The sequence below is a fragment of the Pelomonas caseinilytica genome (assembly GCF_021353235.1).
GTDB lineage: Bacteria > Pseudomonadota > Gammaproteobacteria > Burkholderiales > Burkholderiaceae_C > Pelomonas > Pelomonas caseinilytica.
In genome coordinates this window covers 593,917-619,318 of the sequence record NZ_JAJTWT010000001.1, presented here as the reverse complement: position 1 = coordinate 619,318, position 25,402 = coordinate 593,917, and the positions used below count along the sequence as shown (strand labels likewise).

Genomic DNA, 25,402 nt, shown 5'->3' with positions numbered 1-25,402 from the left:
GAGGGCCGCGCGGGATCAGAAGTTGAGGACTCGCCAGACCCGCGTGCCCGAGCCGCTCTTGCTCAGCCCGGTGCCTGTGCCGCCGGCCGACTCGCGCCCCGCGTCGTTGACGACGATCTCGTAGTCCGGCGCCTTGGTCTTCTTGTTCTTGACCGTGACCTTGCGGGTCTCGCCGCGCACGCGCAGCTCCTCGATGCGGACCTGGTCGTCCTCGGCGACGTTGCGTTCGACCTTGGGCTCGGGCGGCGGGTCGGCAAGGGCGGCACCGCAGAGGGCGGCCAACAGCAGGGGGGCGGCAAGACGGCGCATGATGCTGCCGATTCTAGGCGGCAGGCCCGGCCCGGCTCCTGGACAATCCCTTGCCATGAGTAAACCCATCATGCTGCTGGTCGATGGCTCCAGCTACCTCTACCGCGCCTTCCATGCCATGCCCGACCTGCGCGGCCCCGAGGGCCAGCCCACCGGCGCGGTGCGCGGCATGGTGGCCATGCTCAAGAAGCTGCAGACCGACGTCGGCGCCGAGCATGCCGTCTGCGTGTTCGATGCACCCGGCAAGACCTTCCGCGACGAGTGGTATCCGGAGTACAAGGCCCAGCGCTCGCCCATGCCGCCGGAGCTGCGCGCCCAGATCGAGCCCATCCACGAGGTCGTCCAGCTGCTGGGCTGGCCGACGCTGGTGGTGCCGGGCGTGGAGGCCGACGACGTCATCGGCACGCTGTGCTGCATCGGTGCGCGCGAGGGCCACCGCATCATCGTCTCGACCGGCGACAAGGACCTCTCCCAGCTCGTCAACGCCGACGTGGAGCTCATCAACACGATGAGCAACGAGCGCCTGGACGAAGCCGGCGTGCTGGCCAAGTTCGGCGTGCCGCCCGGGCGCATCGTCGACTACCTCACGCTGATGGGCGACACGGTGGACAACGTGCCGGGCGTGGCCGGTGTCGGCCCGAAGACGGCGGCCAAGTGGATCGCCGAGTACGGGTCGCTGGACGGTGTCATCGCGGCGGCCTCCGCCATCAAGGGCAAGGCCGGCGAGAACCTGCGCGCCGCGCTGGACTGGCTGCCGATGGGCCGCAAGCTGGTCACCGTGAAGGTGGACTGCGAGCTGGCCGAGCACGTCCCCGGCTGGCCCAAGCTCGACGAACTCGCCTTCCGCGAACCCGACAAGGCGGCGCTGGGCGAGTTCTATGCACGCAACGGCTTCAAGGCCTGGCTGCAGGAGCTGACCGGCGATGCCCTTGCCGTCCAGCCCAAGGCGCCGCCCTCGGCCGGGCCTGGCCTTTTCGACGAGGCCTCGCCGGCTGCGCCGTCCGCCGGCGAGGCGGGCCGTTACGAGACCATCCTGCGCATGGACCAGCTGGAAGCCTGGCTGGCGCGCCTGCATGCAGCGCCGCTGGTGGCGCTGGACACCGAGACCGATTCCCTTGACCCGATGGCGGCGCGCATCGTCGGCATCTCCTTCGCCGACAAGCCGGGCGAGGCCGCCTACGTGCCCCTGGCCCATGCCGGCCCTGACGCGCCTGAGCAGTTGCCGCTGGACGAGGTGCTGGCGCGCCTCAGGCCCTGGCTGGAGGATGAGTCGGCCAAGAAGATCGGTCAGAACCTCAAGTACGACCGCCATGTGCTGGCCAACCACGGCATCCGGCTCGCGGGCGTCCAGCATGACACCCTGCTGCAGAGTTATGTGCTGGAGGCCCACAAGACCCACAACCTCGAGGCCCTGGCCGAGCGCCACCTCGGCCGCAAGGGCCTGAGCTACGAGGACCTCTGCGGCAAGGGCGTGCACCAGATCCCCTTCTCGCAGGTGGACGTGGCGCGGGCGACGACCTACTCCGGCGAGGACTCGGAGATGTGCCTGCACCTGCATCAGGTGCTGTGGCCGCTCATCGAGGCCGACGCCGGGCTGACGCGCATCTACCGCGACATCGAGATCCCGACCGCCGAGCTGCTGGCGCGCATCGAGCGCCACGGCGTGCTGATCGACTCGGAGAAGCTCAAGCTGCAAAGCCACGAGATCGGCCAGCGCCTCGTGCTGCTGGAGCAGCAGTGCTACGACATCGCCGGCCAGCCCTTCAACATCGGCAGCCCCAAGCAGATCGGCGACATGCTGTTCGGCAAGCTCGGCCTGCCCGTCATCAAGAAGACCGCCACGGGCGCGCCCTCGACCGACGAGGAGGTGCTGACCGAGCTGGCCGCCGACTTCCCGCTGCCTGCCAAGATCCTGGAGCATCGCGGGCTGTCCAAGCTCAAGAGCACCTACACCGACAAGCTGCCGCTGCAGGTCAACGCCCGCACGGGGCGCGTGCACACCAACTACGCGCAGGCCGTGGCCGTGACCGGGCGGCTGTCCAGCAACGAGCCCAATCTGCAGAACATCCCCATCCGCACGGCCGAGGGCCGGCGCGTGCGCGAGGCCTTCATCGCGCCCGAGGGCTGCCGCATCGTCAGCGCAGACTACTCCCAGATCGAGCTGCGCATCATGGCCCACATCAGCGAGGACCCGGGCCTGCTGCGCGCCTTCCAGGAGGGCCAGGACGTGCACCGCGCCACGGCGAGCGAGGTCTTCGGTACCCCGCTGGACGAGGTCTCCAGCGAGCAGCGGCGTTATGCCAAGACCATCAACTTCGGCCTGATCTACGGCATGGGGGCCTTCGGCCTGGCCTCGGCCCTGGGCATCGAGCAGAAGGCGGCCAAGGACTACATCGACCGCTACTTCACCCGCTTCGCCGGGGTGAAGCGCTACATGGACGAGACCAAGGCCTCCGCAGCGGAGCGCGGTTATGTGGAGACGCTGTTCGGCCGCCGCATCTACCTGCCCGAGATCCGCGGCGGCAACGGCGCACGCCGGGCCGGCGCCGAGCGCCAGGCCATCAACGCGCCCATGCAGGGCACGGCGGCCGACCTCATCAAGTTGGCCATGCTGGCCGTGCAGGCCGAGCTCGACCGGGCCGGCAAGGCGGCCCGCATCGTCATGCAGGTGCACGACGAACTCGTCTTCGAGGTGCCGGAGGCGGAGATCGACTGGATGCGGACCGAGGTGCCACGGCTGATGGCCGGCGTGGCGGCGCTGAAGGTGCCGCTGCTGGCCGAGGTGGGCGTGGGCGCCAACTGGGAAGAGGCCCACTGACCCTCGAGCCGCCGACAGGGGTTTTCTGTATTTTCTGGAAAAAGGGCAAAATTGGGCCTCACTCAGGAGACATGCCCATGGCCGCCCTTCCCGACGCCGCCCTGACCGACCCGCTGCCCAGCGTCTCGGCGACCCAGCTCGTTGCCGGCATCCAGAAGGTGGGCCGCGCCGTGGCGGCCCATGGCGCCGTGCTGATCACCAAGCACGACCAGCCGGCCTTCGTGCTGATGTCGGTCGAGCGCTATCGCGAGCTGCAGCGGGCCGCGGAGCCTGACCTCGGCGCCCTCGGTAGCGAGTTCGACGCCATGCTGGCCCGCATGCAAGGGCAGGGCGGGGCGCTGGCGGAGGCCTTCGCGATGGCGCCGGAGGCCGTCGCCGCCGCGGCCGTCAGGGCCGCCCGTCCGGCCCGCCGCAAGGCCGCCTGAGCCTTGCCGGCCACTCTCTACGTGCTGGCCGGCGTCAACGGGGCCGGCAAGAGTTCGCTGGGCGGTGCGGCCATCCAGGCTGCCGGTGCGGAGTTCTTCAACCCCGACGCCTGGGCCGCCCGGCTGCGTGCCCAGCAGCCCGGCCTGAGCGCCGAGCAGGCCAACGGCCTAGCCTGGACGCTGGGCCGGCGGGCGCTGGAGAAGGCGCTGGCCGAGGGTCTGACCCATGCCTTCGAGACGACCCTGGGCGGCGCCAGCATCACGCGGCTGCTGCTGGACGGCGCCCGCGGCGGTGCCCGCGTGCACGTCTGGTTCGCCGGCCTGGCCACGCCGGAGCTGCACCTGCGGCGCATCCAGGCGCGCGTGGCGGCCGGCGGCCACGACATCCCCGAGGCCAAGGTGCGCGAGCGCTTCGACGCCAGCCGCGCCAACCTCGTCCGGCTGATGCCCCACCTGGCCAGCCTGCGCCTGTTCGACAACAGCCACGAGGCCGACCCGCGTGCCGGCCGCAAGCCGCGGCCCGTGCTGCTGCTGCAGATGCAGGAGGGGCGGGTGATGTCGCATGCGCCCCTGCCCGAGGTGCCAGCCTGGGCGCGTCCGCTGCTGGCCGCGGCCCTGCGTTGACTATCATGGCTGCCGTCGAAGAATAGAGGTTGGGTGTCGATGAGGTTCCTTCTGGTGGACGCGTTTCCGATGGTGCGTGCGGCGCTCACCGGCCTGATCGAACAGCACTTCGCCGGCGCCCGGGTCCAGGGCGTCGACACCGTCGATGCGGCCCGCTCCGCGCTGGCGGCGTCGTTGCCCCGTCTGGTGTTGCTGGACCTGCGGGTGGAGGGGGGCTTCGAGTTGCTGCAGCAGCTGCGCCGCGATCACCTGATGCTGCCGGTCGTCGTCATCTCGGGCAGCGACGAGGCCGAGGACGCCCTGCACGCGCTGGAGGCCGGGGCCGTGGGTTACGTGCCTGAGCGCAGCGACCTGGACACCCTCGTGCAGGCCCTGCAGCTCGTGCTGGCCGGCGGCACCTACGTCCCGCCGCTGAAGCCGCGCGTGGACGAGGCGCCGGCGTCCGCCATTCCGGCCCTGCCCGACTGGGCCGGCCTGCCGCTGACGCCGCGCCAGAAGGACGTGCTGCACCTGCTGACGCAGGGCTTGTCGAACAAGCTGATTGCGCGCGAACTCGGCGTCAGCGTCGACACCGTCAAGGACCACGTCGCCGCGGTGCTCAAGGCCCTGGGCGTCAACTCGCGCACCCAGGCCGTGGTGGCGGCCCAGAAGGTCCGCGGCTGACGCTGCAGCCTACAGCCGTCTGGCCACCTCGGCCTTGAACCAGCCCGATTCGAGATAGGCGTAGAGGTTGCGGCCCGGACAGACGGTCTGGTGGCTGTAGTCCTTGTGGCTGGCGATGGCGTCGGGCCCCAGGCCATGCTCGCGGGCCAGCCAGGCGGTCAGCTCGACCGCGGCCTGCAGCTGCGCGGGCGTGGGCTGCTGCTCCTCGAAGTTGCCGACCAGCATGACCAGGGCGTGGCCGCGCGGGTCGTACTCGGTGTTGGTGTCTCCCGGCTGGGCCAGGGGCCGCGCGGCGTAGATGTGGCCGTCGGTCCCGATGACGTAGTGGTAGGGGATGTCGGCCCAGTGCTTGGTCTCGCGCGACCACTGCTGCAGACGCCGCAGATAGGCCTGGATGTCCGTGCCGGCCTGCCAGATCTCGCCCTGGTGGTGGAGGGTGATGTGCGTGATGGGCTGCGGCGCCGCCGCCGAGGGCGCGCTGTGGCCGCCCCAGGCCTCGACGGCGACGATGGCGGGCGGTGCGGGCCGCGGCGCCGCGGCGCAACCCGCCAGGGCCAGCAGCAGGGCGATGGCGAGCGCCTTCATCGGACGGCGTCGATGGCGTCCAGCACCGCCTCGGCGGTGGCCGGCGCCCGCAGCGGCGGGTCGCAATGCGCCGGGCCGCAGGCCGCGCAGGCGTCCTTGATGGCCAGCAGGGCGGCGAAGCCCAGCAGCAGCGGCGGCTCGCCGACGGCCTTGCTGCGGTGGATGGTCTCGCTGGCATTGGCCACGCCGAAGAGCTCCACCTTCAGCTCCGGCGGACAGTCGTTGGCGGTCGGGATCTTGTAGGTGCTGGGCGCGTGCGTGGTCAGCACGCCCGTCTTGGGGTGCCAGACCAGCTCCTCCATCGTCAGCCAGCCCATGCCCTGGATGAAGCCGCCTTCGATCTGGCCGATGTCCAGCGCCGGGTTGAGGCTGGCGCCGACGTCGTGCAGCAGATCGGCGCGGGTGATGCGGCTCTCGCCGGTCAGCGTGTCCACCAGGGCCTCGCAGACGGCGCCACCCCAGGCGTAGTAGTAGAAGGGGTGGCCTTGCAGGCGGTTGCGGTCCCAGTGCAGGCCGGGTGTCGCGTAGAAGCCGTCGCTCCAGAGCTGCACGCGCTGCAGGTAGGCCGCGGCGACGAGGTCGGCGAAGGGCAGCGACTGGCCTCCGCCGCTGACGCTGCCGCCTTCGAAGGCCACCAGCTCCGCCGCGCAACCGAAGCGTTCGGCCGCGAAGGCGGCCAGGCGCGCCTTCACCTTGCGCGCGGCGTCCTGTGCAGCCTTGCCGTTGAGGTCGCTGCCGGTGGAGGCGGCCGTGGCCGAGGTGTTGGCCACCTTGCTGGTATCCGTGGCCGAGCAGCGCACGGCCTGCAGCGGCAGGCCAAGCTCGTGGGCGACGACCTGGGCGACCTTGGTGTTGAGCCCCTGGCCCATCTCGGTGCCGCCATGGTTCACGAGCACCGAGCCGTCGGTGTAGACGTGCACCAGGGCGCCGGCCTGGTTCAGGTGGGCGACGTTGAAGGAGATGCCGAACTTGACCGGCGTGAAGGCCAACCCCTTCTTGAACACGTGGTTCTCGGCGTTGAAGGCGTCGATCTCGGCGCGGCGCCGGGCGTAGTCGCTGCTGGTCAGCAGACGTTCGGTCAGGGCCTGGGCATGCAGCTCCTCGACCTGCTGGCCGTAGGGCGTCGTGTCCTGGCCGGGGGCGTAGAAGTTGCGCCGCCTCACCTCGGCCGGGTCCAGGCCCAGCCGGCGGGCGATGCCGTCCAGGATCATCTCGATGGCCAGGGCGCCCTGCGGGCCGCCGAAGCCGCGGAAGGCGGTGTTGCTCTGCGTGTGCGTGCGCGCGCAGTAGCCGTGCATGGCCACGTGGGGCAGCCAGTAGGCGTTGTCGAAGTGGCACAGCGCCCGCGCCATGACGGGGGCGGACAGGTCGGCGCTGTGGCCGGCGTTGGACACCAGCTCGACGTCGGCGGCGAGGAGGCGGCCCTCGTCGTCGAAGCCCACGTCCCAGCGGTAGTCGAAGCCGTGGCGGCGCCCGGTGATGAGGAAATCGTCGTCGCGGTCCAGCCTCAGCTTGACGGCCCGCTTGAGCTTCAGCGCCGCCACGGCGGCGACGCAGGCGAAGAGGGCTGACTGGCTCTCCTTGCCGCCGAAGCCTCCGCCCATGCGGCGGCATTGCACCGTCACGCGGTGGGCTGGCCACCCGAGCGCGTGGGCGACGAGCTGCTGCATCTCGCTCGGGTGCTGGGTGGAGCAGTGCACGAGGATGCCCTCGCCGCCCTCCTGAGGCACCGCCAGGCTGATCTGGCCTTCCAGGTAGAACTGCTCCTGCCCGCCCAGGCTCCAGGCACCCTGGAGGCGGTGAGGCGCGGCGGCGAGGTGGGCGGCGGGTTCGCCCCGCGTCAGGTGCATGGGCGGCAGCACGTACTGGCCGGCGGCGTGGGCCTCGAGGGCCGTCAGCACGGCGGGCAGGGGCTCGGCGCGGACGACTTCCCTCGCCAGCGCGGCGGCGCGGCGGGCCTGCTCGCGCCCGGTGGCGATCACGGCGAACACCGGCTGGCCGGCGTAGCGCAGCTCGCCGTCGGCGAGGATGGGGTCGTCGTGCAGCAGCGGGCCGCAGTTGTTCTCGCCGGCGATGTCGGCGGCCGTCAGCACCGCGACGACGCCGGGCATGCGGCGGATGCGTTCGACGTCCAGGTCCAGCAACCGGCCGTGGGCCAGCGGCGACAGGCCCAGGGCCGCATGCAGGGTGCCAGCCGGCTCCGGCAGGTCGTCGGTGTAGGGCGCCGCGCCGCTGACGTGCAGGTGGGCCGACTCGTGCGGGCGCGGGCTGCCGACGACCGGCTCCGCCACCACCAGGGCTTCGGGCTTGTTCATTGAGGCACCCTTCGCGCTCCGCGCTGTCCCGCCAGGCGGGAATGAGCCCCTTTGGGCGGCCGAGCGGGGCTCATGCCGCCAGCCTCCCGGCACGCCAGATGGTCAGGGTGCGCCTCTCCAGGGTCTCGTGCCAGAGCTTGCGCAGCAGGTTCTGCGCCACCTTGAGCCGGTAGGCCTGAGAGGCTCGCATGTCGGTCAGCGGAGTGAAGTCGGCCGGCAGGGCGGCGGCCGCGGCCTCGGCGGCGGCTTGCGTCCAGGGCTGGCCGACGACGGCAGCCTCGGCGGCTGCCGCGCGCTTGACGATGGCGGCCATGCCGCCGAAGGCGAAGCGTGCCTGCCGCACCTGGCCGTTGCGCAGTTGCAGGGCCAGCACGGCGCAGACGGCCGAGATGTCGCTGTCGTGGCGCTTGGACACCTTGTGGGCGGAGATGGCCCAACTGGTGTCGGGCCGGGGCAGGTGCAGGGCCTCGATGAACTCGCCCGGCTGCAGGTCCTTCTTCATGTAGTCGAGGTAGAAGTCCTGCAGCGGCAAACGGCGCTGCGTGGTGCCGCGGCGCAGCACCACGTCGGCGCCCAGCGCGATGAGGGCAGGCGCCCCGTCGCCGATGGGCGAGCCGTTGGCGATGTTGCCGCCCATCGTGCCGGCGTGGCGCACCGGCGGGGAGGCGAAGCGGCGCCAGAGTTCGGCCAGCGAAGGGGCCAGCTCGGCCAGGGCGGCCCAGGCGTCTTCCAGCGGGGCGGCGGCCCCGATCCACAGCCCCGGCCCGCCGTCGAAGGGCTCGGAGCGGATCTCGCGCAGGGCGTCGACGCGGCCGGTGTAGATGAGCTGGGGCAGGTCGCGGAACTGCTTGTTGACCCACAGGCCGACGTCGGTGGAGCCGGCCAGCAGCGTGGCCTGGGGATAGGCCTCGCACAGCAGCGCCAGGTCCGGCACCGTGCGGGGCGCGTGGAAGCGCAGGCCTGCATGGTCGTAGTCGAGCGGTCCGTCGCTGGCCAGGGCCTGCAGCGCGCGGGTGATGGCCTCGCGGTCCAGCCGCTCGGGTGGTGCGTCGAACATGCGCTCGCCGGCGTCGAGGATGGGCCGGTAGCCGGTGCAGCGGCAGAGGTTGCCGGCCAGGGCGTCGGCGAGCTGCTGGCGGTCGGGCCGGGTGCCGGCGGCCAGGTGGGCCTCGTAGCAAGCCGTCAGCGTCATGACGAAGCCGGGGGTGCAGAAGCCGCACTGCGAGCCATGGCAGTCCACCAGGGCCTGCTGCACGGGACCGAGGCGTTCGGGGCCGCCGACGTCCTCGACCGTCAGCAGGGCGCGGCCGTCCAGCGTGGGCAGGAACTGGGTGCAGGCGTTGACATTGCGCAGCTGCAACTGCCCCGACGCGTCCAGCTCGCCCTGCAGCACCGTGCAGGCGCCGCAGTCGCCCTCGGCGCAGCCTTCCTTGGTGCCGGTACAGCCGGCATGCTCGCGCAGGTAACGCAGCACCGTCGTCGTGGGCGGCAGGCCGTCCACCTCGACGACCTCGCCACGGTGGAAAAAGCGGATGGGACGGGTATTCATGCTGGCCTGGATTGTCGAGCCTTGCCTCAGAATTGCCATATGAGTTTTACTAACCAGGAAAAATTCTCCGATCAACCCCGCCGTTGGGCCCTGCGGGGCGATCTGCTCGACTTCACCGCGGCACCAGCCTGGGGCGAGATCGAGCCGTCGGCGGTGCGTTTCGACCGCGACCACTGGCTGCTGGTCGAGGACGGGCGCATCGTCGGCCGCCAGGCCGAGGCGCCGGACGCGTCCTGGGTGCGCAAGGACCATGCCGGCCAGCTCGTGCTGCCGGGCTTCATCGACACCCACGTGCACTGCCCCCAGCTGGAGGTCATCGCCTCCTACGGCACCGAACTGCTGGACTGGCTGGAGCGGTACACCTTTCCGGCCGAGGCGGCCTTCGCCGACCCGGCGCGCTCGCGTGCCGGTGCCGAGGTCTTCCTGGACGCCTTGCTGGCCAGCGGCACGACCTCGGCCGTCGTCTTCCCGACCGTGCACAAGGTGTCGGCCGAGGCCCTGTTCGAGGCCGCGGCGGCGCGCGGCATGCGCCTGGTCACCGGCAAGGTGCTGATGGACCGACATGCGCCCGACGGGCTGCGCGACGACGTGGCCCAGGCCGAGCGCGACTGCATCGACCTCATCGACCGCTTCCACGGCCAGGGGCGCCTGGCCTATGCCGTGACCGTGCGCTTCGCGCCGACCAGCACGCCGGCCCAGCTGGCCATGGCGGGCGCCCTGTGCCGGGCCGATGCCAGCCTCTACATGCAGACCCACGTGGCCGAGAACCGCGCCGAGGTCGACTGGGTGGCGCGCCTCTTCCCCGAGGCGCGCAGCTACCTGGACGTCTACGAGCGTGCCGGCCTGCTCCACGAGCGCGCGGTGCTGGCCCACGGTATCTGGCTCGACGCCCACGACCGCATCCTCATCGCCGACCGCGGCGCCCAGGTGGCGCACTGCCCGTCGAGCAATCTCTTCCTGGGCAGCGGGCTGTTCGACTGGGCGGGCGCGGCCTTCAACGTCAGCCTCGCGTCCGACGTCGGCGGCGGCACGACGCTCAGCCTGCCGCGCAACATGCTCGATGCCTACAAGGTGCAGGCCCTGCGCGGCGAGCGGTTGACGGCTTGGACGGCCCTGCACGCGGCCACGCGCGGTGCGGCCGAGGCCCTGGGCCTGGGCGACGAGATCGGCGGCCTGTCGGTGGGCCAGGCGGCCGACCTGTGCGTGTGGGACTGGGCGCGCGGCCCCGTAGCCGAGGCGCGCGACGCCGTGGCCAAGGCGCTGCACGAGCGCGTCTTCGCCTGGATGGCGCTGGCCGACGAGCGCAACCTCGCGGCCTGCTACGTCGCCGGCCATCGGCGGGCCTGACCCGCCCGTCCCGCGAATCCGCCGCTTCGTCACAAACCGGATGGAAGGCGGACCGAGGCTGGCTAGAGTCTGACCACTTCATTGAACGGAGACTGCCGGCCGCGAGCCGGCAGGAGAGCCTCGATGTTCAGCTTCCTGCTCTGGTGCATCCTGTTCGTCGCCTGCTGGCCGCTGGCGCTGCTGGCCCTGCTGCTGTGGCCGCTGGTGTGGCTGCTCACGCTGCCGTTCAGGCTGCTGGGCATTGCGGTGGACGGTGCCTTCGCCTTGCTGCGCGCCGTCGTCATGCTGCCGGCGCGGGTGCTGGGCGGACGTTAGCCGCGCCTGGGCCGGCCGCCCGATCGCAAAGCCGCGCAGGCTAAGGCGCCGTGGCCGGCCTGTCGACCCCCCAGCGGCGGTAGAGCTCGGTGGCCGAGCCCGTGCGCAGCCATTGCTCGAAGGCCTGGTCGTAGCGCTGGGCCAGGGCCTCTCCGGCGGCGCTGCGGCCGAAGGCCATGTGGCCGTGCAGCACGTCCAGCGGCGGCGAACAGCGGCCGACGGCCTCGGCCAGGCCGAGGCGCTGCAGCACCGGCTGGCAGTTGCGGTCGTTGGCGGCGAAGAGCTCCACTCGACGCTTGCCCAGCATCTGCAGGCCCGCCTCCACGTTCTGCACCCAGGTCAGCTGGCCGAGCAGGGGCTTCATGCGCTCGAAGCGGCTGCCGTAGGCCCAGCCGCGCACGGCGGCCACCGGCGTCTGCGCCAGGTCCGCGAACTCCCCGGTCCAGCGGCCTTCCTCGCCGCGGCGGGCGTACCAGACCATGGCGTCGGAGTAGAAGGAGCGCACGCTGAAGAGCATGCGCGTCTCGCGTTCCGGCGTGCGGTAGGGGCCGATCAGGATGTCGGCCTCGCCCTGCTCCAGCATCAGCTGCGCCCGGGACCAGGGCAGCCATTCGCAGCGCACGCCGTCGCCGAACAACTGGCCCAGCAGGTCCACGGCCAGGCCCTTGGGGGCGACGCCTTCGGCACCTTCGAAGATGCGGGCGAATTGCGAGCCCACGGCGCGCAGCGGCGTCGCGTGCGCCGGCCGGGCCAGCGCCAGGCCGGCCATCCACCCCAACCCCGCCCTGCACCACGCGCGCCGTGTCGGCATGCCCTGCTCCCGGTCGTCGGATGGGTCGATGATGCGCGCGGCCCGCGCCGGGATCAAGGAATGTCGATCTCCCGCAGCGGGTAGCCGCTGCCGCCGCGGCGGTCGTCGAAGAAGCAGCGCAGGGTCTCGCGCGTGGTTCGGAAGGCGATGTCGTCCCAGGGGATCTCGTCCTCGCCGAAGAGCCGGGCCTCGAGGGATTCGGGGCCGGGATCGAAGTCGGTGGACCGCAGCCGGGCCCGGTAGAAGAGGTGGATCTGGCCGACGCGCACGACGTTGAGCACGGTGTAGAGCGCACCCATCTCGATGTCGGCGCCGGCCTCCTCGTGGGTCTCGCGCAGCGCGCCCTCGGCGGTGGTCTCGCCGAGTTCCATGAAGCCGGCCGGCAGGGTCCACAGCCCGTGCCGCGGCTCGATGGCGCGCCGGCACAGCAGGACGCGGCCGTCAGCCTCCCAGACCGGCAGCGTGCCGACGACGTTGAGCGGGTTCTGATAGTGGATGTGGTCGCACGCCGTGCAGATGGCGCGTTCGCGGTTGTCGTCCGGCGGGACGCGGTAGTCCACGGCGGCGCCACAGTCCGGGCAATGCTTGAAGCGGCTGGGGATGGGCATGCGGACGAGTTTATAGAGGGTCAAAATCGCCATCATGAAGCTCTATAACTACTTCCGCTCCTCCGCCTCCTGGCGGGTGCGCATCGGCCTGGCGCTCAAGGGCCTGGACTACGACTACGCGTCCATCCACCTCCAGAAGAACGAGCAGTTCGCCGAGCCCTTCGCCAACCAGCAGGTCTCCCACCTCGTGCCCGCCCTGGTGCTGGACGACGGCCGCTGGCTCAGCCAGTCCATGGCCATCCTGGAATACCTGGACGAGACCCACCCCGAGCCGCCGCTGCTCCCTCGCGACCCCGTCGCGCGCGCCACGGTGCGGGCCCTGGCCCAGGACATCGGCTGCGACATCCATCCCATCAACAACCTGCGCGTGCTGCGCTACCTGAAGAACGACCTCGCGCTGGAGCAGGAGACGGTCGACCGCTGGTACCGCCACTGGGTCGCCACGGGCCTGGCCATCGTCGAGCAGCGCCTGCAGCACACGGCCGGCACCTTCTGCTTCGGCGACGCGCCCGGCATGGCCGATTGCCTGCTGGTGCCCCAGGTCTACAACGCCCAGCGCTTCGAGTGCCCGCTGGACGCCTATCCCACCGTCATGCGCGTCAACGCCGCCTGCCTGGCCCTGCCGGCCTTCGCCAACACCCACCCCGGCGTCTGCCCCGATGCGGCCTGACCCCGACTGGCTGAGCCCGGAGTGGCCGGGCGTGACGGCCTTCATGACGACGCGCGGCCCCAATTTCGGGCGCAAGGCGGGCGACCCGCAGCAGGCCCGCGCCAACCGCGCCGGGCTGGCGGAACTGCTGGGCGCGCGGCCCATCTTCCTCGACCAGGTGCACGGTGCCGAGGTCGCGCGGCTGCGGCCCGACTGGCACGACGACAACGCGCCCCGGGCCGATGCCGCCGTGTCCACCGATCCCGACCTGGCCGTCGCCATCCTCGTGGCCGACTGCCTGCCGGTGTTGTTCGCGGCGCCCGGCGGTGTGGCGGGCGCGCATGCCGGCTGGCGCGGCCTCGCGGCCGGCGTGCTGGAGAACACGGTGGCGGCGCTGTGCGATGCCGCGGGCTGCGCGCCGGCCGACGTGAAGGCCTGGCTGGGCGCCTGCATCGGCCCGGAGGCCTTCGAGGTGGGGCCGGAGGTGGTGGCCGCCTTCGGCCGGCAGCCGCTGGCGCAGGACCAGCCGGGTTTTGCCTACCGCCCCAACCCCGAGCCGCGCTGGCGAGCCGACCTGCCGGCGCTGGCCCGCGAGCGCCTGCGGGCCGCTGGCGTTGGCGACATCAGCGGCGGGGGCTGGTGCACGCTGACCGAGGACTCACGCTTCTTCTCGTTCCGGGGCGAGACCCTCGGCCGGCCCCGTGGCCGCATGGCCGCCTGCATCAGCCTGCGCTGAGGCGTCGGCCGCCCGCCGGCGCCGGCGGCGCCCCGGCGTGCCGAGGATGTAGAGCAGCAGGCCCAGCGGCAGCACGCCATAGAGCATCAGGGTGACGAAGGCGCCGAACAGCGTGCCCTGGGGGCTCAGCGCCTCGGCGGCGGCCATCATCAGCGCAACATAGGCCCAGGCGATGGCGACGAGATACATGATGATGGGGGTGTCATGGGCGCGTCAGCGCCCGTGGTTACAAGGCCGTGTCAGCCGGATGTGGCAAGCTTATTGCAACGGTCCGGTACAGGCCCGCCCAGGAGGAAGGATCCGAGGAGACCCATGGCCCATCGCAAGAAGAACGACACGTCGCCCCCGGTCGAGGGCCAGGCCTTCGCGGACCTGATGCAGCAGATGGCCCATCTGCCGCAGATCCCGCCTGCGACGCTGGCCGAGTTGCAGGCGGACTATCTCAAGCAGGCCACCGCGCTGTGGAATGCCTCGCTCGGCCAGGGCGATGCGGGGTCGCCCGGCGACCGGCGCTTCGCCGCACCCGAGTGGCGAGCCAACCCGGCGGCCCACTTCATGGCCCAGCTCTACCTGCTCAACGGCCGTGCGCTGCAGCAGATGGCGGCGGCCGTGGAGGCCGACGACAAGACGCGGGCGCGCATCCGCTTCGCCGTGCAGCAGTTCGTCGACGCGGCCTCGCCGAGCAACTTCCTCGCCCTCAACCCCGAGGCCCAGAAGCTCGCCCTCGACAGCCATGGCGAAACCCTTGCACGCGGCCTGCAGCACCTGTGGGGCGACGTGCAGCGCGGCCACGTCTCGCAGACCGACGAGAGCGCCTTCGAGGTGGGTCGCAACGTGGCCACCACCGCCGGCAGCATCGTCTTCGAGAACGAGCTCTTCCAGCTCATCGAGTACGCGCCGCTGACGGCGCAGGTCAAGGCCCGGCCGCTGCTGATGGTGCCGCCCTGCATCAACAAGTACTACATCCTCGACCTGCAGCCCGATAACTCGTTGATCCGTTATGCCGTGGCCGAGGGGAACCGGGTCTTCGTCGTCAGCTGGCGCAACCCGGACGAGTCCGTCAAGCACCTGGGCTGGGACGACTACATCGACAGCGGCGCCATCCAGGCCATCCGCGTGGCGCAGGAGATCTCCGGCCAGGACCAGATCAACACGCTGGGCTTCTGCGTCGGCGGCACCATCCTCGCCACCGCCCTGGCCGTGCTGGCTGCGCGAGGCGAGCAGCCGGCCGCCAGCGTCACGCTGCTCACCACGCTGCTGGACTTCACCGACAACGGCGTGCTGGACATCTTCATCGACGAAGCCAGCGTGCGGCTGCGCGAGGCCACCCTCGGCGCCGAGGCGCCCCAGGGCCCGCAGCTCCTGCACGGCCAGGAGCTGGCCACGACCTTCAGCTTCCTGCGGCCCAACGACCTGGTCTGGAACTACGTCGTCGGCAACTACCTCAAGGGCGAGGCGCCGCCGCCCTTCGACCTGCTCTACTGGAACGGCGACTCGACCAACCTGCCCGGGCCGATGTTCTGCTGGTATCTGCGCCACACCTACCTGCAGAACGAGCTGAAGCAGCCCGGCAAGCTGACCGTCTGCGGCGAGCAGGTCGACCTCGGCGCCATCGAGTCGCCCGTCTACATCTACGGCTCGCGCGAGGACCACATCGTGCCCTGGCATGCGGCCTACCGCAGCACCCAGCTGCTCAAGGGCAAGCGGCGCTTCGTGCTCGGAGCCTCGGGCCACATCGCGGGCGTCATCAACCCGCCGCCCAAGCCGGGCAAGCCGCCCAAGCGCAGCCACTGGATCGCCAAGGGCGCCGCCCTGCCGGCGGACCCCGAGGCCTGGTTCAAGACCACCACGGAGCACCCGGGGAGCTGGTGGCCGGACTGGTCGGCCTGGCTGGCCTCGCATGCCGGCGCCGCCAAGGCGGCTCCCAAGGCCCCGGGCAACCGCAAATACAAGGCCATCGAGCCCGCGCCTGGCCGCTACGTCAAAGTCAAAGCCTGAAAGGAAACCGAACCATGAGCAAGCAAGAGATCGTCATCGTCGCCGCAGCGCGCACCGCCATCGGCAAGTTCGGGGGCACCCTCGCCAAGACGCCCGCCAGCGAGCTGGGCGCCGCCGTCATCCAGGACCTGCTGCGCCGCACCGGCCTGGCGGGCGACCAGATCGGCGAGGTCATCCTCGGCCAGGTGCTGACCGCCGGCGTGGGCCAGAACCCGGCCCGCCAGGCCGTCATCAAGTCCGGCCTGCCGCAGGCGGTGCCCGCCATGACCATCAACAAGGTCTGCGGCTCGGGCCTGAAGGCCGTGATGCTGGCCGCCCAGGCCATCCGCGACGGCGACAGCGAGATCGTCATCGCCGGCGGCCAGGAGAGCATGAGCATGAGCCCCCACGTGCTCAACGGCTCCCGCGACGGCCAGCGCATGGGCGACTGGAAGATGGTGGACACCATGATCGTCGACGGCCTGTGGGACGTGTACAACCAGTACCACATGGGCATCACCGCCGAGAACGTGGCCAAGAAGTACGGCATCACCCGTGAGCAGCAGGACGCCCTGTCGCTGGCGTCGCAGCAGAAGGCCGCTGCCGCCCAGGACGCTGGCCGCTTCAAGGACGAGATCGTGCCCTTCAGCATCCCGCAGAAGAAGGGCGACCCCGTCGTCTTCGCGGCCGACGAGTTCATCAACCGCAAGACCAATGCCGAAGCCCTTGCCGGCCTGCGCCCCGCCTTCGACAAGGCCGGCAGCGTGACGGCTGGCAATGCCTCCGGCCTGAACGACGGCGCCGCGGGCGTGGTGGTCATGACGGCAGCCAAGGCCGCCCAGCTCGGCCTCACGCCCCTGGCCCGCATCGCCTCCTACGCCAGCGCCGCGCTCGACCCGGCCTACATGGGCATGGGCCCCGTGCCCGCCGCCCGCAAGGCGCTGGAGCGCGCCGGCTGGAAGCCCGCCGACCTCGACCTGCTGGAGATCAACGAGGCCTTCGCGGCCCAGGCCTGCGCCGTGCACAACGAAATGGGCTGGGACACGAGCAAGGTCAACGTCAACGGCGGCGCCATCGCCCTGGGCCACCCCATCGGCGCCAGCGGCTGCCGCGTGCTGGTCACGCTGCTGCATGAGATGGTCAGGCGCGATGCGAAGAAGGGCATCGCCTCGCTGTGCATCGGCGGCGGCATGGGCGTGGCCCTGACCGTTGAGCGCTGATACCCTCACCCAACCACAACAGGAGACACACCATGAGCCAGAAAGTCGCATACGTCACCGGCGGCATGGGCGGCATCGGTACCGCCATCTGCCAGCGCCTGCACAAGGAAGGCTTCAAGGTCATCGCGGGCTGCGGCCCGAGCCGCGACTTCACCAAGTGGCTGGACGAGCAGAAGGCCCTGGGCTACACCTTTTACGCCTCGGTCGGCAACGTCGCCGACTGGGACTCGACGGTCGAGGCCTTCCAGAAGGCCATCTCCGAGCATGGCGCCATCGACGTGCTGGTCAACAACGCCGGCATCACCCGCGACCGCATGTTCCTGAAGATGACGCCCGAGGACTGGAAGGCCGTCATCGACACCAACCTGAACTCCATGTTCAACGTGACCAAGCAGGTCGTGCCGGGCATGGTGGAAAAGGGCTGGGGCCGCATCATCCAGATCAGCTCGGTCAACGGCGAGAAGGGCCAGGCCGGCCAGACCAACTACTCGGCCGCCAAGGCCGGCATGCACGGCTTCACCATGGCCCTGGCCCAGGAGCTGGCGAGCAAGGGCGTGACGGTCAACACCGTGAGCCCGGGCTACATCGGCACCGACATGGTCAAGGCCATCAAGCCCGAGATTCTCGAGAAGATCGTCGCGACCATCCCGGTCAAGCGTCTGGGCACGCCCGAGGAGATCGGCTCGGTGGTCGCCTGGCTGGCGGGCGAGGACAGCGGCTTCACGACCGGCGCCGATTTCTCCTGCAACGGTGGCCTGCACATGGGCTGACGCCTTCCGGCGCCCGGCCCTCGAACGGCCTCCCTGCCTTGCGGGAGGCCGTTTTTTTCTCAGAGCGAGGGTTTGTTCACCATCAGGAAGAAGACGATCAGCATGGCCGCGAATGCCGGGTAGCCGAGGGCTTCCCACGCGCGCTGCCAACGGTCGTATCGAGCGGACAGCGGCCGGCCCTCGGCCAGGGCTGCTTCGACCTCGCGGGCCATCTTCAACTGCAGCCACAGCACCGGCAGCCAGCACGCCCCGGCGAAGAGGAAGAGCGCGAGGGACGCGGCGAGCCAGGGCGTGGACAGCGGCCAGCCGGCGGTGTGCGCCAGCCAGATGCCGCTCAGCGGCTGCACGATGACGGCCGGCGTCGTGAACCACAGGTCCGCCCGCACGACCAGCCGGGCGACGACGGCGCGCGCCTCCAGGCTGGGGCTGCGATTGGTGAAGAACAGGTAGAAGGCCGAGCCGAAGCCCGTGCCGGCGAGCAGCACGCTCGACACGACGTGCAGCCACTTGACGATCAGGTAGGTGTTCATCGCGCTGGCGTCTCCGGGGTGAGCAGGTGCAGCAGCGCCAGCACCGGCAGGTTCTTGAGCAGGGCGCCGAAAGGGTCCAGCCACAGCGATGGCATCAGGAGCGTGGCCAGCCCCGTCATGCCGATCACGCCCGCGATGGCCAGGCGGTAGGCGAGGACGCCGGGACGCACGAGCAATAGCAGGCCCACGGCGGCGTCCCAGGCGCAGCCGGCCAGCACCAGGGCCAGGGCCGGGGCTGCGCCCATGCCGGTGGCCTGGCGGAGCAGGGCGACGCCCGCCGCGCCGCCGTCATGCAGGCTGGCCACGACGGTGCCCCACCAGAGGAGCACCAGCGACAGGCGGGCGACGGATGCCTTCATGCCCAGGCGCCTTCCAGGACGTCCCGCAGCGGCCGCGCGGCCGGCGTTGTCGTCGACGCCTCCGTGCTGTCATGGGCCAGCAACTCCAGCGCGGTGCTGCACCAGGGGCCGAGGGGCAGCAGGTCGCCCAGGCGGGCCGAGGCACGCGTGAGGGGCTCGGGCAGTTGGATGCGCCGCGGCGCCGGCAGGCCGCGGGCGACACGGCGGCGGGCGATCCAGTCGGCGATGCTGGCCGCTTCGGGCCCCACGGCCACCCAGGGCGCCAGCGTGGGCGTCGCGAGCAAGGCGACGATGCCTTCGGCCAGGTCTTCGACGCGTATGGGCTGCACCCGGCAGCGCGCCACCGCGGCCGGCAGCGGCAGCCAGGGCAGACGGGCGAGGCGGTCCAGCATCCGGCTGCTCACGCCGCCCGGCCCGATCACCAGGCTGGGCCGGACGACGGCGGCGCGCCCCGCGAGGGCGACTTCGCCCGCGTGCTTGCTGCGGGCGTAGGCGCTCACGCCGCCGCACAGGGCCGACACGTGGACGAGGCGGCGGATGCCGGCCGCATCGCAGGCATCGGCCAGGGCGGCGGGCGCGCGGTGGTGCAGCAGGTCCAGCAGGTCCGCCACGCCATCCCTGCTGTCGCGCAGGCAGCCGGCGGCGTAGACCACGCCGTCGATGCCGTTCAGGCCCGGGGCCCAGGCGGCGGGCCGGTCCCATTGCGTGACCGGCCGCAGCCTGGCCGGCACGGGTTCGTGCCCGACGGCCTGCAGGGCCTGGCAGACATGGCGGCCGATGAAGCCGCCAGCTCCGACGACGAGGATCTTCATGGCTCAGGCCCAGCGGATGGCGGCGCCAAGGGTCAACGCGAGATTCAGTTCGGACATGACGGTCTCCTGGGTTGAAAGCGGCGGCGAAGGGGTCAGCGCATGTCGCAGGCGCCGTCGGCGCGGCAGGAGCGCTGCTGCAAGCGGAAGAAGCCCTGCACGAGGGCATGGGGCAGGCGGTAACGGTTGCGCACGATCCACGGGTAGGCCCGCGCCGCGACACGCGCCGCCCAGGGGCGGGCGAGCCAGCGCGCCACGCGTTGGAAACCGGTGGCGGCGTACATGACCTGGAAGGCTGGAACGCCGACCAGCCAGCTGCCGTCCGGGCGGCGCACGTGCATGAGGCTGAGCAGGGCGGGCATGCCGACGCCGAGCGGCGCCGGGTCGAAGCCGGGTGCGGCGATGTCGACGAATTCCAGCAGGCCGGCGGTGTTGCGCTGCATGAGCATGGCGATCTCGCCGCGGCAGAGCGGGCAGGCGCCGTCGTAATAGACGGTATGGACTTGAGGTGTTATTGCAGTCATGGCGGTTATTTCTGTCTGAAGTGAAATAAACGGGCAAAAAAAGAGGCCGAAAGAGCCTCGTCAACCCGTGGGAGGCATGGGCGGCGTGACGGGGAAGATCGGCGCCGGGGCAGCCGCCTCGGTGCCCTCGCCGGGCCGCACGAACCGCTGCACCTGGGCCCCGAGCCGGAGGATCTTTTCCAGCGTGGCCGGGGACAAGCGCAGCATCTCGTCGGTCCAGCTGCCCAGCGTCTGCATGAAGTCCAGCGTGCTGCGCAGGCGGTCCTGCAGGTCGGGCGGCTCGCGGTCGAGGGCCGGGTCGGCGGACAGCTCCCGCAGCAGCGCGACGGTGGGATCGAACTCGCGCTCCTTGCGCTCGCGCACGATGGTGCGGAACAGCTCCCACACGTCGCCCGAGGTCTCGTAGTAGTCGCGGCGGTCGCCGAGCAGGTGGGTCACGCGGATGAGCCGCCAGTTCAGCAGCTCCTTGAGGCTGTTGCTGACGTTGGAGCGGGCCAGGGCCAGGGTCTCGGCGATGTCTTCGGCATGCAGGGGCCGGCCGTGGACGAAGAGCAGGGCGTGGATCTGCGCGACGCTGCGGTTGACGCCCCAGTTGGAGCCCATCTCGCCCCAGTGGACGATGAAGCGGCGGGCGATGTCGGTGAGTTCCATAGCCGCAAGCGTACTCCGACTGAAATTTCTGTCAATACAGAAATTAAGGCGGCTGGCTTTGGCCGTGGCTATCATGCGACCCGTTTTTTTGAGCGGGAGCGCTTCATGGCCATGGATGTGGTGGATTACGAGATCAAGGGTTCCGAGATGCAGTTCGTCGAGATCGAGCTCGATCCCGGCGAGGCGGCCATCGGCGAGGCGGGCTCGATGTTCTTCATGGATTCGGCCATCGGCATGGACGCCGTCTTCGGCGACGGCTCGGCCAGCCAGGGCGGTTTCCTCGGCAAGCTGCTGGGCGCCGGCAAGCGGCTGCTGACGGGCGAGTCCCTCTTCACGACGGTCTATACCAACCATGGCACCGGCAAGCAGCGCGTGGCCTTCGCCGCGCCCTATCCGGGCAAGATCATCGCGATGGACCTGCGCCAGCTCGGCGGCACGCTGATCTGCCAGAAGGACGCCTTCCTCTGCGCGGCCCGCGGCGTGTCCCTGGGCATCGCCTTTCAGCAGAAGCTCTCCACCGGCTTCTTCGGCGGCGAGGGCTTCATCATGGAGCGCCTCGACGGCGACGGTCTGGCCTTCGTCCATGCCGGCGGCACCATCGTGCGCCGCAGCCTGCAGCCGGGGCAGACCTTGCTGGTGGATACCGGCTGCGTCGTGGCCTACACGCCCAACGTCAATTTCGAGATCCAGTACGTGGGCAAGATCAAGACGGCCCTGTTCGGCGGCGAGGGCCTCTTCCTGGCCAAGCTGACCGGCCCGGGCGAGGTGTGGCTGCAGAGCCTGCCGTTCTCGCGACTGGCTTCGCGCATCTTCGCGGCGGCGCCCCAGATGGGCGGGCACAAGGAAGAGGGCTCGGTCCTGGGTGGCTTCGCCGGTGGCGGCCTGCTGGGCAGCATCCTGGGCGGCGACGACGAATAACCGCCCGGTGACGCGGTGAACTGTGTGCCTGTGTAAAGGGCTGGCCGGCCATGCGTAATTCGCGTCCGGCTTGACCTGGGACAGGGGTGCGCAAGACCCCCCGGGTAAACTCGAAGGGCAGGGCGGCAAGGGGCCGCCCTTTCCTTTGGAGAGCGGGATGTTGCGCAGTTGGGCGGTGGTCTTGGGATTCCTGGCGGCCTTCGGAGCCGAGGCCCAGCAGGCGCGGCCACCGATCTTCGTGCTGAACTCGCTGGACGCCGACATCTCGGTGATCGACCCCGCCAGCTTCGCCGTCGTGAGGCGCATTCCGACGGGCAAGGAACCCCACCACCTCTACCTGTCGCCCGACGAGAAATCCCTCATCGTCGCCAACGCCCTGGGCGACTCGCTGACCTTCCTGAACCCGCGCACCGCCGAGGTCCAGCGCGTGGTGCGCGGCATCTCCGACCCCTACCACCTGCGCTTCTCGCCGGACATGAAGTGGTTCGTCACCGCCTCCAACCGGCTGGACTACGTCAGCCTGTACCGCTGGCAGGGCAGCGAGGCCAAGGAGCCGTTGCAACTGGTCAAGCAGTTCCCCGCGCCCAAGACGCCCAGCCACCTCAACATCGACAGCAAGAGCACGGTGGTGTATGCCAGCCTTCAGGACAGCAGCGAGCTGCTGGCCATCGACCTGGCCACGCAGACCGTGCGCTGGAAGCAACCGGTGGGCAAGCTGCCGGCCGACATCTTCCTGACGCCCGACGACAAGACCCTGCTCGTCGCGCTGACGGGCGACCGCTTCGTCGAGGTCTGGGACGTCTCCGGCAAGGCGCCGCAGCTCGTCAAGCGCATACCCACCGGCGACGGCTGCCACTCCTTCCGCGGCTGGGGCGACAAGCGCCACGTGCTGGTCAGCAACCGTGCCGGCAACACCATCAGCAAGATCGACTACACCACCTTCACCGTCGTCGACCAGTTCCCCGGTCCGGCGGGCCCGGACGACATGGAGGTGCTGGGCGACGGCAAGACCCTGCTCGTGACCTCGCGCTGGGCCGGCAAGCTGACGGAGATCGACACGGCCGCCCACAAGGTGGTGCGCCAGGTCAAGGTCGGCAAGTCGCCGCACGGCATCTGGACCCTGGACCACCAGCCGCGCCAGTGAAGCCCCTCGCCCAGCCTCGCCTCGCTGAACGCGGTCGCGCCCGGTCGGTGCCCCGCGGGGACGGCGATGCTTGCGGCATCAAACCGCAAGCACGTCGCCTGCGGGCCGGCTCGGGAGCGGCCCAGCGCTCGGCCCGCCGCTGGAATGCCCTGATCATCGCTTTAGGCGTGACGACGGCGACAGCCCAGCCGCCCTGCGACAAGCCGGTCTACCTCACCTTCGACACCGGCCACATGGGCGTCGCGCCCCTCGTCGCGGAGACGCTGAAGAAGCACAACGCCAAGGCGACCTTCTTCCTCGCCAACGAGCCCACGCAGGCCGGCGGCACGACGCTGGACGAGACCTGGGCGCCGTGGTGGCGCGAGCGCGCGGCCGAGGGCCACGATTTCGGCGCCCACACCTGGGACCACGACATCTTCATGGCCGACGTGCTCGACGCCGACGGCAAGGTGGTGCGCTTCAAGGTTCGAACCCAGGCCGGCGTCAACCCGCCGGTGGTGCGCGAGCTGACGCCCGAGCAGTACTGCGAGAGCCTGAAGAAGGTGGCCGATCGCTTCACGGCCATGACGGGCAAGCCGCTCGGCCCCATCTTCCGGGCGCCGGCCGGCCGCACCTCCCCGGCCCTGCTGAATGCCGCCAAGGCCTGCGGTTTCGCCCACGTCGGCTGGAGCCATGCAGGCTTCCTGGGCGACGAGCTGCCCAGCCAGAGCCACCCGAATGCCCAGTTGCTGGAGAAGGCCCTGCGCGACGTGAAGCCGGGCGACATCCTGCTCGCCCACCTCGGCATCTGGGAGCGGCAAGACCCCTGGGCGCCTGCGGTGCTGGAGCCGCTGATGACCGGCCTGGAGCAGCGGGGCCTATGCTTCGCGCCGCTGCGCGATCATCCGCGCTACGCCCCACTCTTCAAGACGCCGGAACCCAAGAAGCCGTGATCGACTGGATCGCCAACGCCTTCGACGCCGCCCAGTTGGCGCTGTACGAGAACGTCGTGCAGCCCATCGTCTTCAACCTGGGCTTCGGCAACCTGCTGGAAGACGCCTTCGACGCCACGCGCTGGCTGCTGCTCGGTTTCATCCAGGTCGCCGTGCTGCTGCTGGGCATCCGGCTGCTGGAAAAGCGCTGGCCGGTCGAGCCCGTGACCGACCGCGCGGCCGTGCGCACCGACGTCGTCTACACCCTCATCCACCGGCTCGGCCTCGTGCGGCTGGCGATGTTCTTCAGCATCGAGCCGGCCTGGGATGCCGTCGCCGGGCAGTTGCGCCTGGCCGGCCTGCCGACCTGGCAGCTCGACGCGCTGTGGCCGGGCGTCACCGACATCGGCTGGGTCAGCCTGCTGATGTACCTGGTCGTGTTCGACTTCGTCGGCTACCTGCTGCACCGCGCCCAGCACCAGTTCGACTGGTGGTGGGCCTTGCACAGCCTGCACCACAGCCAGCGCCAGATGACGATGTGGAGCGACAACCGCAGCCACCTGCTGGATGACGTCATCGTCGCCACGGTCTTCGCCCTGCTGGCGCGCCTGATCGGCGTTGAGCCCGGCCAGTTCGTCGCCATCACCGTCATCACCCAGCTGCACGAGAGCCTGCAGCATGCCAATGCGCGCATCAGCTTCGGCCGCGTCGGCGAGCGGCTGCTGATCAGCCCGCGCTTCCACCGCCTGCACCACGGCATCGGCATCGGCCACGAGTCGCTGGGCCGCGGCACCTTGGGCGGCCACAATTTCGGCATCCTGCTGCCCGTCTGGGACATGCTGTTCCGCACTGCCGACTTCTCCCCCCGCTTCGATGCCACCGGCGTGCGCGACCAGTTGCCCGAGGAAGGTGGCCGCGACTATGGGCGCGGCTTCTGGCGCCAGCAGTGGCTGGGCCTCACACGCCTGGCCGCGTCGTTGCGAGGACAGGCCTGATGCAGGGCCTCATCGACGCCTTCTGGCGCGCCGTCGCCTATTGCCTGCATCCGCGGGTCATCGGCCTGTCGCTGCTGCCCCTCGTCATTTGCGGGGTGCTGGTGTTCGGCTTCATGTATTTCTTCTGGGAGGCGTCCATCGCCGGCGTGCGGGCCACGCTGGAGAGCTGGCGCCTGGTGGAGAGCCTGCTGCAATGGCTGGACGCCATGGGCTGGCAGTCGCTGCGCAGTGCCCTGGCCGCCATCCTCGTGCTGGCGGGCGTGCTGCCGGTCGTGGTGCTGCTCAGCCTGCTGCTCGTGGCCCTGTGCATGACGCCCGCCATCGTCCGCCTGGTGGCTGAGCGCCGCTTCCCGCTGCTGGAGAAGAAGCGCGGCGGCACGCTGCTGCAGAGCGTCGCGGCCTCGCTCGGCGCGACGCTGGTCGCCCTGGTGCTCATCGTCCTGTCGATGCCGCTGTGGCTGGTGCCGCCCCTGGTGATGGTGCTGCCGCCGCTGATCTGGGGCTGGCTGACCTATCGCGTCTTCGGCTTCGACGTGCTCGCCGAACATGCCTCCGCCGAGGAGCGCCATGCCCTGCTGCGCGAGCATCGCCTGCCCATGCTGGCCATGGGCGTGGTGTGCGGCTACCTGGGCGCGGCGCCGTCGCTGATCTGGGCCATCTCGGGCATCACCGGCATCATCTTCGCGCCCTTCGTGGTGCTGCTGGCCATCTGGCTGTACACGCTCGTCTTCGCCTTCTCGACCGCCTGGTTCGCGCACTACGGGCTGGCGGCCCTGCAGGCGCGGCGCGCGGCGGAGCCTGTGGCCGAATCCGCCGTCCTCATCGAAAGCTGAGATACCG

At 70.6% G+C, this 25,402-nt stretch carries 28 protein-coding genes; 16 read left to right on the top strand and 12 right to left on the bottom strand.

Annotated elements, in window-relative coordinates; translation table 11 throughout:
• Positions 1-15 precede the first annotated feature (15 nt).
• Entirely contained in the window at positions 16-309 is a 294-nt protein-coding gene (locus LXT12_RS02900) for a hypothetical protein (protein ID WP_233389266.1), read from the bottom strand.
• A 55-nt stretch (positions 310-364) separates the two neighbouring features.
• Here LXT12_RS02900 and polA point away from each other — a divergent pair, with 55 nt between their 5' ends.
• From polA to LXT12_RS02880, 4 genes are all read left to right on the top strand, one after another.
• The gene (gene polA / locus LXT12_RS02895; RefSeq protein WP_233389264.1) at positions 365-3,127 is read left to right on the top strand and encodes a DNA polymerase I; all 2,763 of its coding nucleotides are present in this window, start codon (positions 365-367) and stop codon (positions 3,125-3,127) included.
• A 77-nt stretch (positions 3,128-3,204) separates the two neighbouring features.
• On the top strand, positions 3,205-3,552 hold the full coding sequence (locus LXT12_RS02890; RefSeq protein ID WP_233389262.1) for a type II toxin-antitoxin system prevent-host-death family antitoxin: 348 nt from the start codon (positions 3,205-3,207) through the stop codon (positions 3,550-3,552).
• Positions 3,553-3,555: 3 nt separating this feature from the next.
• On the top strand, positions 3,556-4,176 hold the full coding sequence (locus LXT12_RS02885; RefSeq protein ID WP_233389260.1) for an ATPase: 621 nt from the start codon (positions 3,556-3,558) through the stop codon (positions 4,174-4,176).
• Between the two features lie 39 nt (positions 4,177-4,215).
• Positions 4,216-4,839: a response regulator transcription factor gene (locus LXT12_RS02880; RefSeq protein WP_233389258.1), complete on the top strand. Its 624-nt coding sequence runs from the start codon at positions 4,216-4,218 to the stop codon at positions 4,837-4,839.
• Between the two features lie 9 nt (positions 4,840-4,848).
• Here LXT12_RS02880 and LXT12_RS02875 read toward each other — a convergent pair whose 3' ends face one another.
• The 3 genes from LXT12_RS02875 to xdhA all read right to left on the bottom strand — a co-directional run bounded on the left by LXT12_RS02875 (position 4,849) and on the right by xdhA (position 9,288).
• Entirely contained in the window at positions 4,849-5,424 is a 576-nt protein-coding gene (locus tag LXT12_RS02875) for a peptidoglycan recognition protein family protein (protein WP_233389256.1), read from the bottom strand.
• Positions 5,421-7,739: a xanthine dehydrogenase molybdopterin binding subunit gene (gene xdhB / locus LXT12_RS02870; RefSeq protein ID WP_233389254.1), complete on the bottom strand. Its 2,319-nt coding sequence runs from the start codon at positions 7,737-7,739 to the stop codon at positions 5,421-5,423. The genes LXT12_RS02875 and xdhB overlap by 4 nt, the downstream gene beginning before the upstream one ends.
• Before the next feature lie 70 nt (positions 7,740-7,809).
• Entirely contained in the window at positions 7,810-9,288 is a 1,479-nt protein-coding gene (xdhA, locus tag LXT12_RS02865; RefSeq protein ID WP_233389251.1) for a xanthine dehydrogenase small subunit, read from the bottom strand.
• A 39-nt stretch (positions 9,289-9,327) separates the two neighbouring features.
• Here xdhA and guaD point away from each other — a divergent pair, with 39 nt between their 5' ends.
• Together guaD and LXT12_RS02855 are read left to right on the top strand one after the other, a co-directional pair.
• Positions 9,328-10,635: a guanine deaminase gene (gene guaD / locus LXT12_RS02860; protein WP_233389249.1), complete on the top strand. Its 1,308-nt coding sequence runs from the start codon at positions 9,328-9,330 to the stop codon at positions 10,633-10,635.
• A 123-nt stretch (positions 10,636-10,758) separates the two neighbouring features.
• Entirely contained in the window at positions 10,759-10,950 is a 192-nt protein-coding gene (locus tag LXT12_RS02855) for a hypothetical protein (RefSeq protein WP_233389247.1), read from the top strand.
• A gap of 40 nt (positions 10,951-10,990) precedes the next feature.
• On the opposite strand, the gene LXT12_RS02850 is transcribed toward LXT12_RS02855, so the two are convergent.
• The gene (locus LXT12_RS02850) at positions 10,991-11,761 is read right to left on the bottom strand and encodes a substrate-binding periplasmic protein (RefSeq protein WP_233389245.1); all 771 of its coding nucleotides are present in this window, start codon (positions 11,759-11,761) and stop codon (positions 10,991-10,993) included.
• A gap of 53 nt (positions 11,762-11,814) precedes the next feature.
• Positions 11,815-12,369 (bottom strand): NUDIX hydrolase, encoded by a 555-nt coding sequence (locus LXT12_RS02845; protein ID WP_233389244.1) that lies wholly within the window; start codon positions 12,367-12,369, stop codon positions 11,815-11,817.
• 34 nt (positions 12,370-12,403) lie between these two features.
• Here LXT12_RS02845 and maiA point away from each other — a divergent pair, with 34 nt between their 5' ends.
• Both maiA and pgeF read left to right on the top strand, forming a co-directional pair.
• Entirely contained in the window at positions 12,404-13,039 is a 636-nt protein-coding gene (gene maiA, locus LXT12_RS02840; protein WP_233389242.1) for a maleylacetoacetate isomerase, read from the top strand.
• Positions 13,029-13,754 (top strand): peptidoglycan editing factor PgeF, encoded by a 726-nt coding sequence (pgeF, locus tag LXT12_RS02835; RefSeq protein ID WP_233389239.1) that lies wholly within the window; start codon positions 13,029-13,031, stop codon positions 13,752-13,754. Before maiA ends, pgeF begins: the two co-directional genes overlap by 11 nt.
• Here pgeF and LXT12_RS02830 read toward each other — a convergent pair.
• A complete protein-coding gene (locus LXT12_RS02830; protein WP_233389237.1) occupies positions 13,677-13,943 on the bottom strand; it encodes a hypothetical protein in 267 nt (88 codons plus the stop codon). The two genes, pgeF and LXT12_RS02830, sit on opposite strands and share 78 nt — an antisense overlap.
• Before the next feature lie 186 nt (positions 13,944-14,129).
• Between LXT12_RS02830 and phaC the strand changes: the two genes are divergently transcribed.
• The 3 genes from phaC to phbB are packed head-to-tail and all read left to right on the top strand — an operon-like array spanning position 14,130 to position 17,721.
• Positions 14,130-15,752 (top strand): class I poly(R)-hydroxyalkanoic acid synthase, encoded by a 1,623-nt coding sequence (gene phaC / locus LXT12_RS02825; protein WP_233389694.1) that lies wholly within the window; start codon positions 14,130-14,132, stop codon positions 15,750-15,752.
• A gap of 14 nt (positions 15,753-15,766) precedes the next feature.
• The gene (locus tag LXT12_RS02820) at positions 15,767-16,951 is read left to right on the top strand and encodes an acetyl-CoA C-acetyltransferase (RefSeq protein ID WP_233389235.1); all 1,185 of its coding nucleotides are present in this window, start codon (positions 15,767-15,769) and stop codon (positions 16,949-16,951) included.
• A gap of 32 nt (positions 16,952-16,983) precedes the next feature.
• A complete protein-coding gene (gene phbB, locus LXT12_RS02815; protein ID WP_233389233.1) occupies positions 16,984-17,721 on the top strand; it encodes an acetoacetyl-CoA reductase in 738 nt (245 codons plus the stop codon).
• A 59-nt stretch (positions 17,722-17,780) separates the two neighbouring features.
• Here the strand turns inward: phbB and LXT12_RS02810 are convergent, their stop codons facing one another.
• From LXT12_RS02810 to LXT12_RS02790, 5 genes are all read right to left on the bottom strand, one after another.
• Entirely contained in the window at positions 17,781-18,251 is a 471-nt protein-coding gene (locus tag LXT12_RS02810; RefSeq protein ID WP_233389231.1) for a DUF2269 family protein, read from the bottom strand.
• On the bottom strand, positions 18,248-18,610 hold the full coding sequence (locus LXT12_RS02805; RefSeq protein WP_233389229.1) for a DoxX-like family protein: 363 nt from the start codon (positions 18,608-18,610) through the stop codon (positions 18,248-18,250). Before LXT12_RS02805 ends, LXT12_RS02810 begins: the two co-directional genes overlap by 4 nt.
• Positions 18,607-19,422, bottom strand: a complete 816-nt coding sequence (locus LXT12_RS02800; RefSeq protein ID WP_233389228.1) for an NAD-dependent epimerase/dehydratase family protein — start codon at positions 19,420-19,422, stop codon at positions 18,607-18,609. The genes LXT12_RS02805 and LXT12_RS02800 overlap by 4 nt, the downstream gene beginning before the upstream one ends.
• 92 nt (positions 19,423-19,514) lie before the next feature.
• Complete coding sequence (locus LXT12_RS02795; protein WP_233389226.1) at positions 19,515-19,943, bottom strand: thiol-disulfide oxidoreductase DCC family protein; 429 nt, start codon at positions 19,941-19,943, stop codon at positions 19,515-19,517.
• Positions 19,944-20,003: 60 nt separating this feature from the next.
• On the bottom strand, positions 20,004-20,594 hold the full coding sequence (locus tag LXT12_RS02790; RefSeq protein WP_233389224.1) for a GbsR/MarR family transcriptional regulator: 591 nt from the start codon (positions 20,592-20,594) through the stop codon (positions 20,004-20,006).
• Between the two features lie 105 nt (positions 20,595-20,699).
• Here LXT12_RS02790 and LXT12_RS02785 point away from each other — a divergent pair, with 105 nt between their 5' ends.
• The 5 genes from LXT12_RS02785 (at position 20,700) to LXT12_RS02765 (ending at position 25,395) form a co-directional block, all read left to right on the top strand.
• A complete protein-coding gene (locus tag LXT12_RS02785) occupies positions 20,700-21,512 on the top strand; it encodes a TIGR00266 family protein (protein ID WP_233389221.1) in 813 nt (270 codons plus the stop codon).
• 157 nt (positions 21,513-21,669) lie between these two features.
• Positions 21,670-22,656 carry a YncE family protein gene (locus LXT12_RS02780; RefSeq protein WP_233389219.1) on the top strand — a complete coding sequence of 329 codons (987 nt, stop codon included), beginning with the start codon at positions 21,670-21,672 and terminating at the stop codon, positions 22,654-22,656.
• 167 nt (positions 22,657-22,823) lie between these two features.
• The gene (locus tag LXT12_RS02775; protein WP_349255001.1) at positions 22,824-23,588 is read left to right on the top strand and encodes a polysaccharide deacetylase family protein; all 765 of its coding nucleotides are present in this window, start codon (positions 22,824-22,826) and stop codon (positions 23,586-23,588) included.
• Positions 23,588-24,562 (top strand): sterol desaturase family protein, encoded by a 975-nt coding sequence (locus LXT12_RS02770; protein ID WP_233389689.1) that lies wholly within the window; start codon positions 23,588-23,590, stop codon positions 24,560-24,562. Before LXT12_RS02775 ends, LXT12_RS02770 begins: the two co-directional genes overlap by 1 nt.
• Positions 24,562-25,395: an EI24 domain-containing protein gene (locus LXT12_RS02765; RefSeq protein WP_233389217.1), complete on the top strand. Its 834-nt coding sequence runs from the start codon at positions 24,562-24,564 to the stop codon at positions 25,393-25,395. Before LXT12_RS02770 ends, LXT12_RS02765 begins: the two co-directional genes overlap by 1 nt.
• Positions 25,396-25,402: the final 7 nt, after the last annotated feature.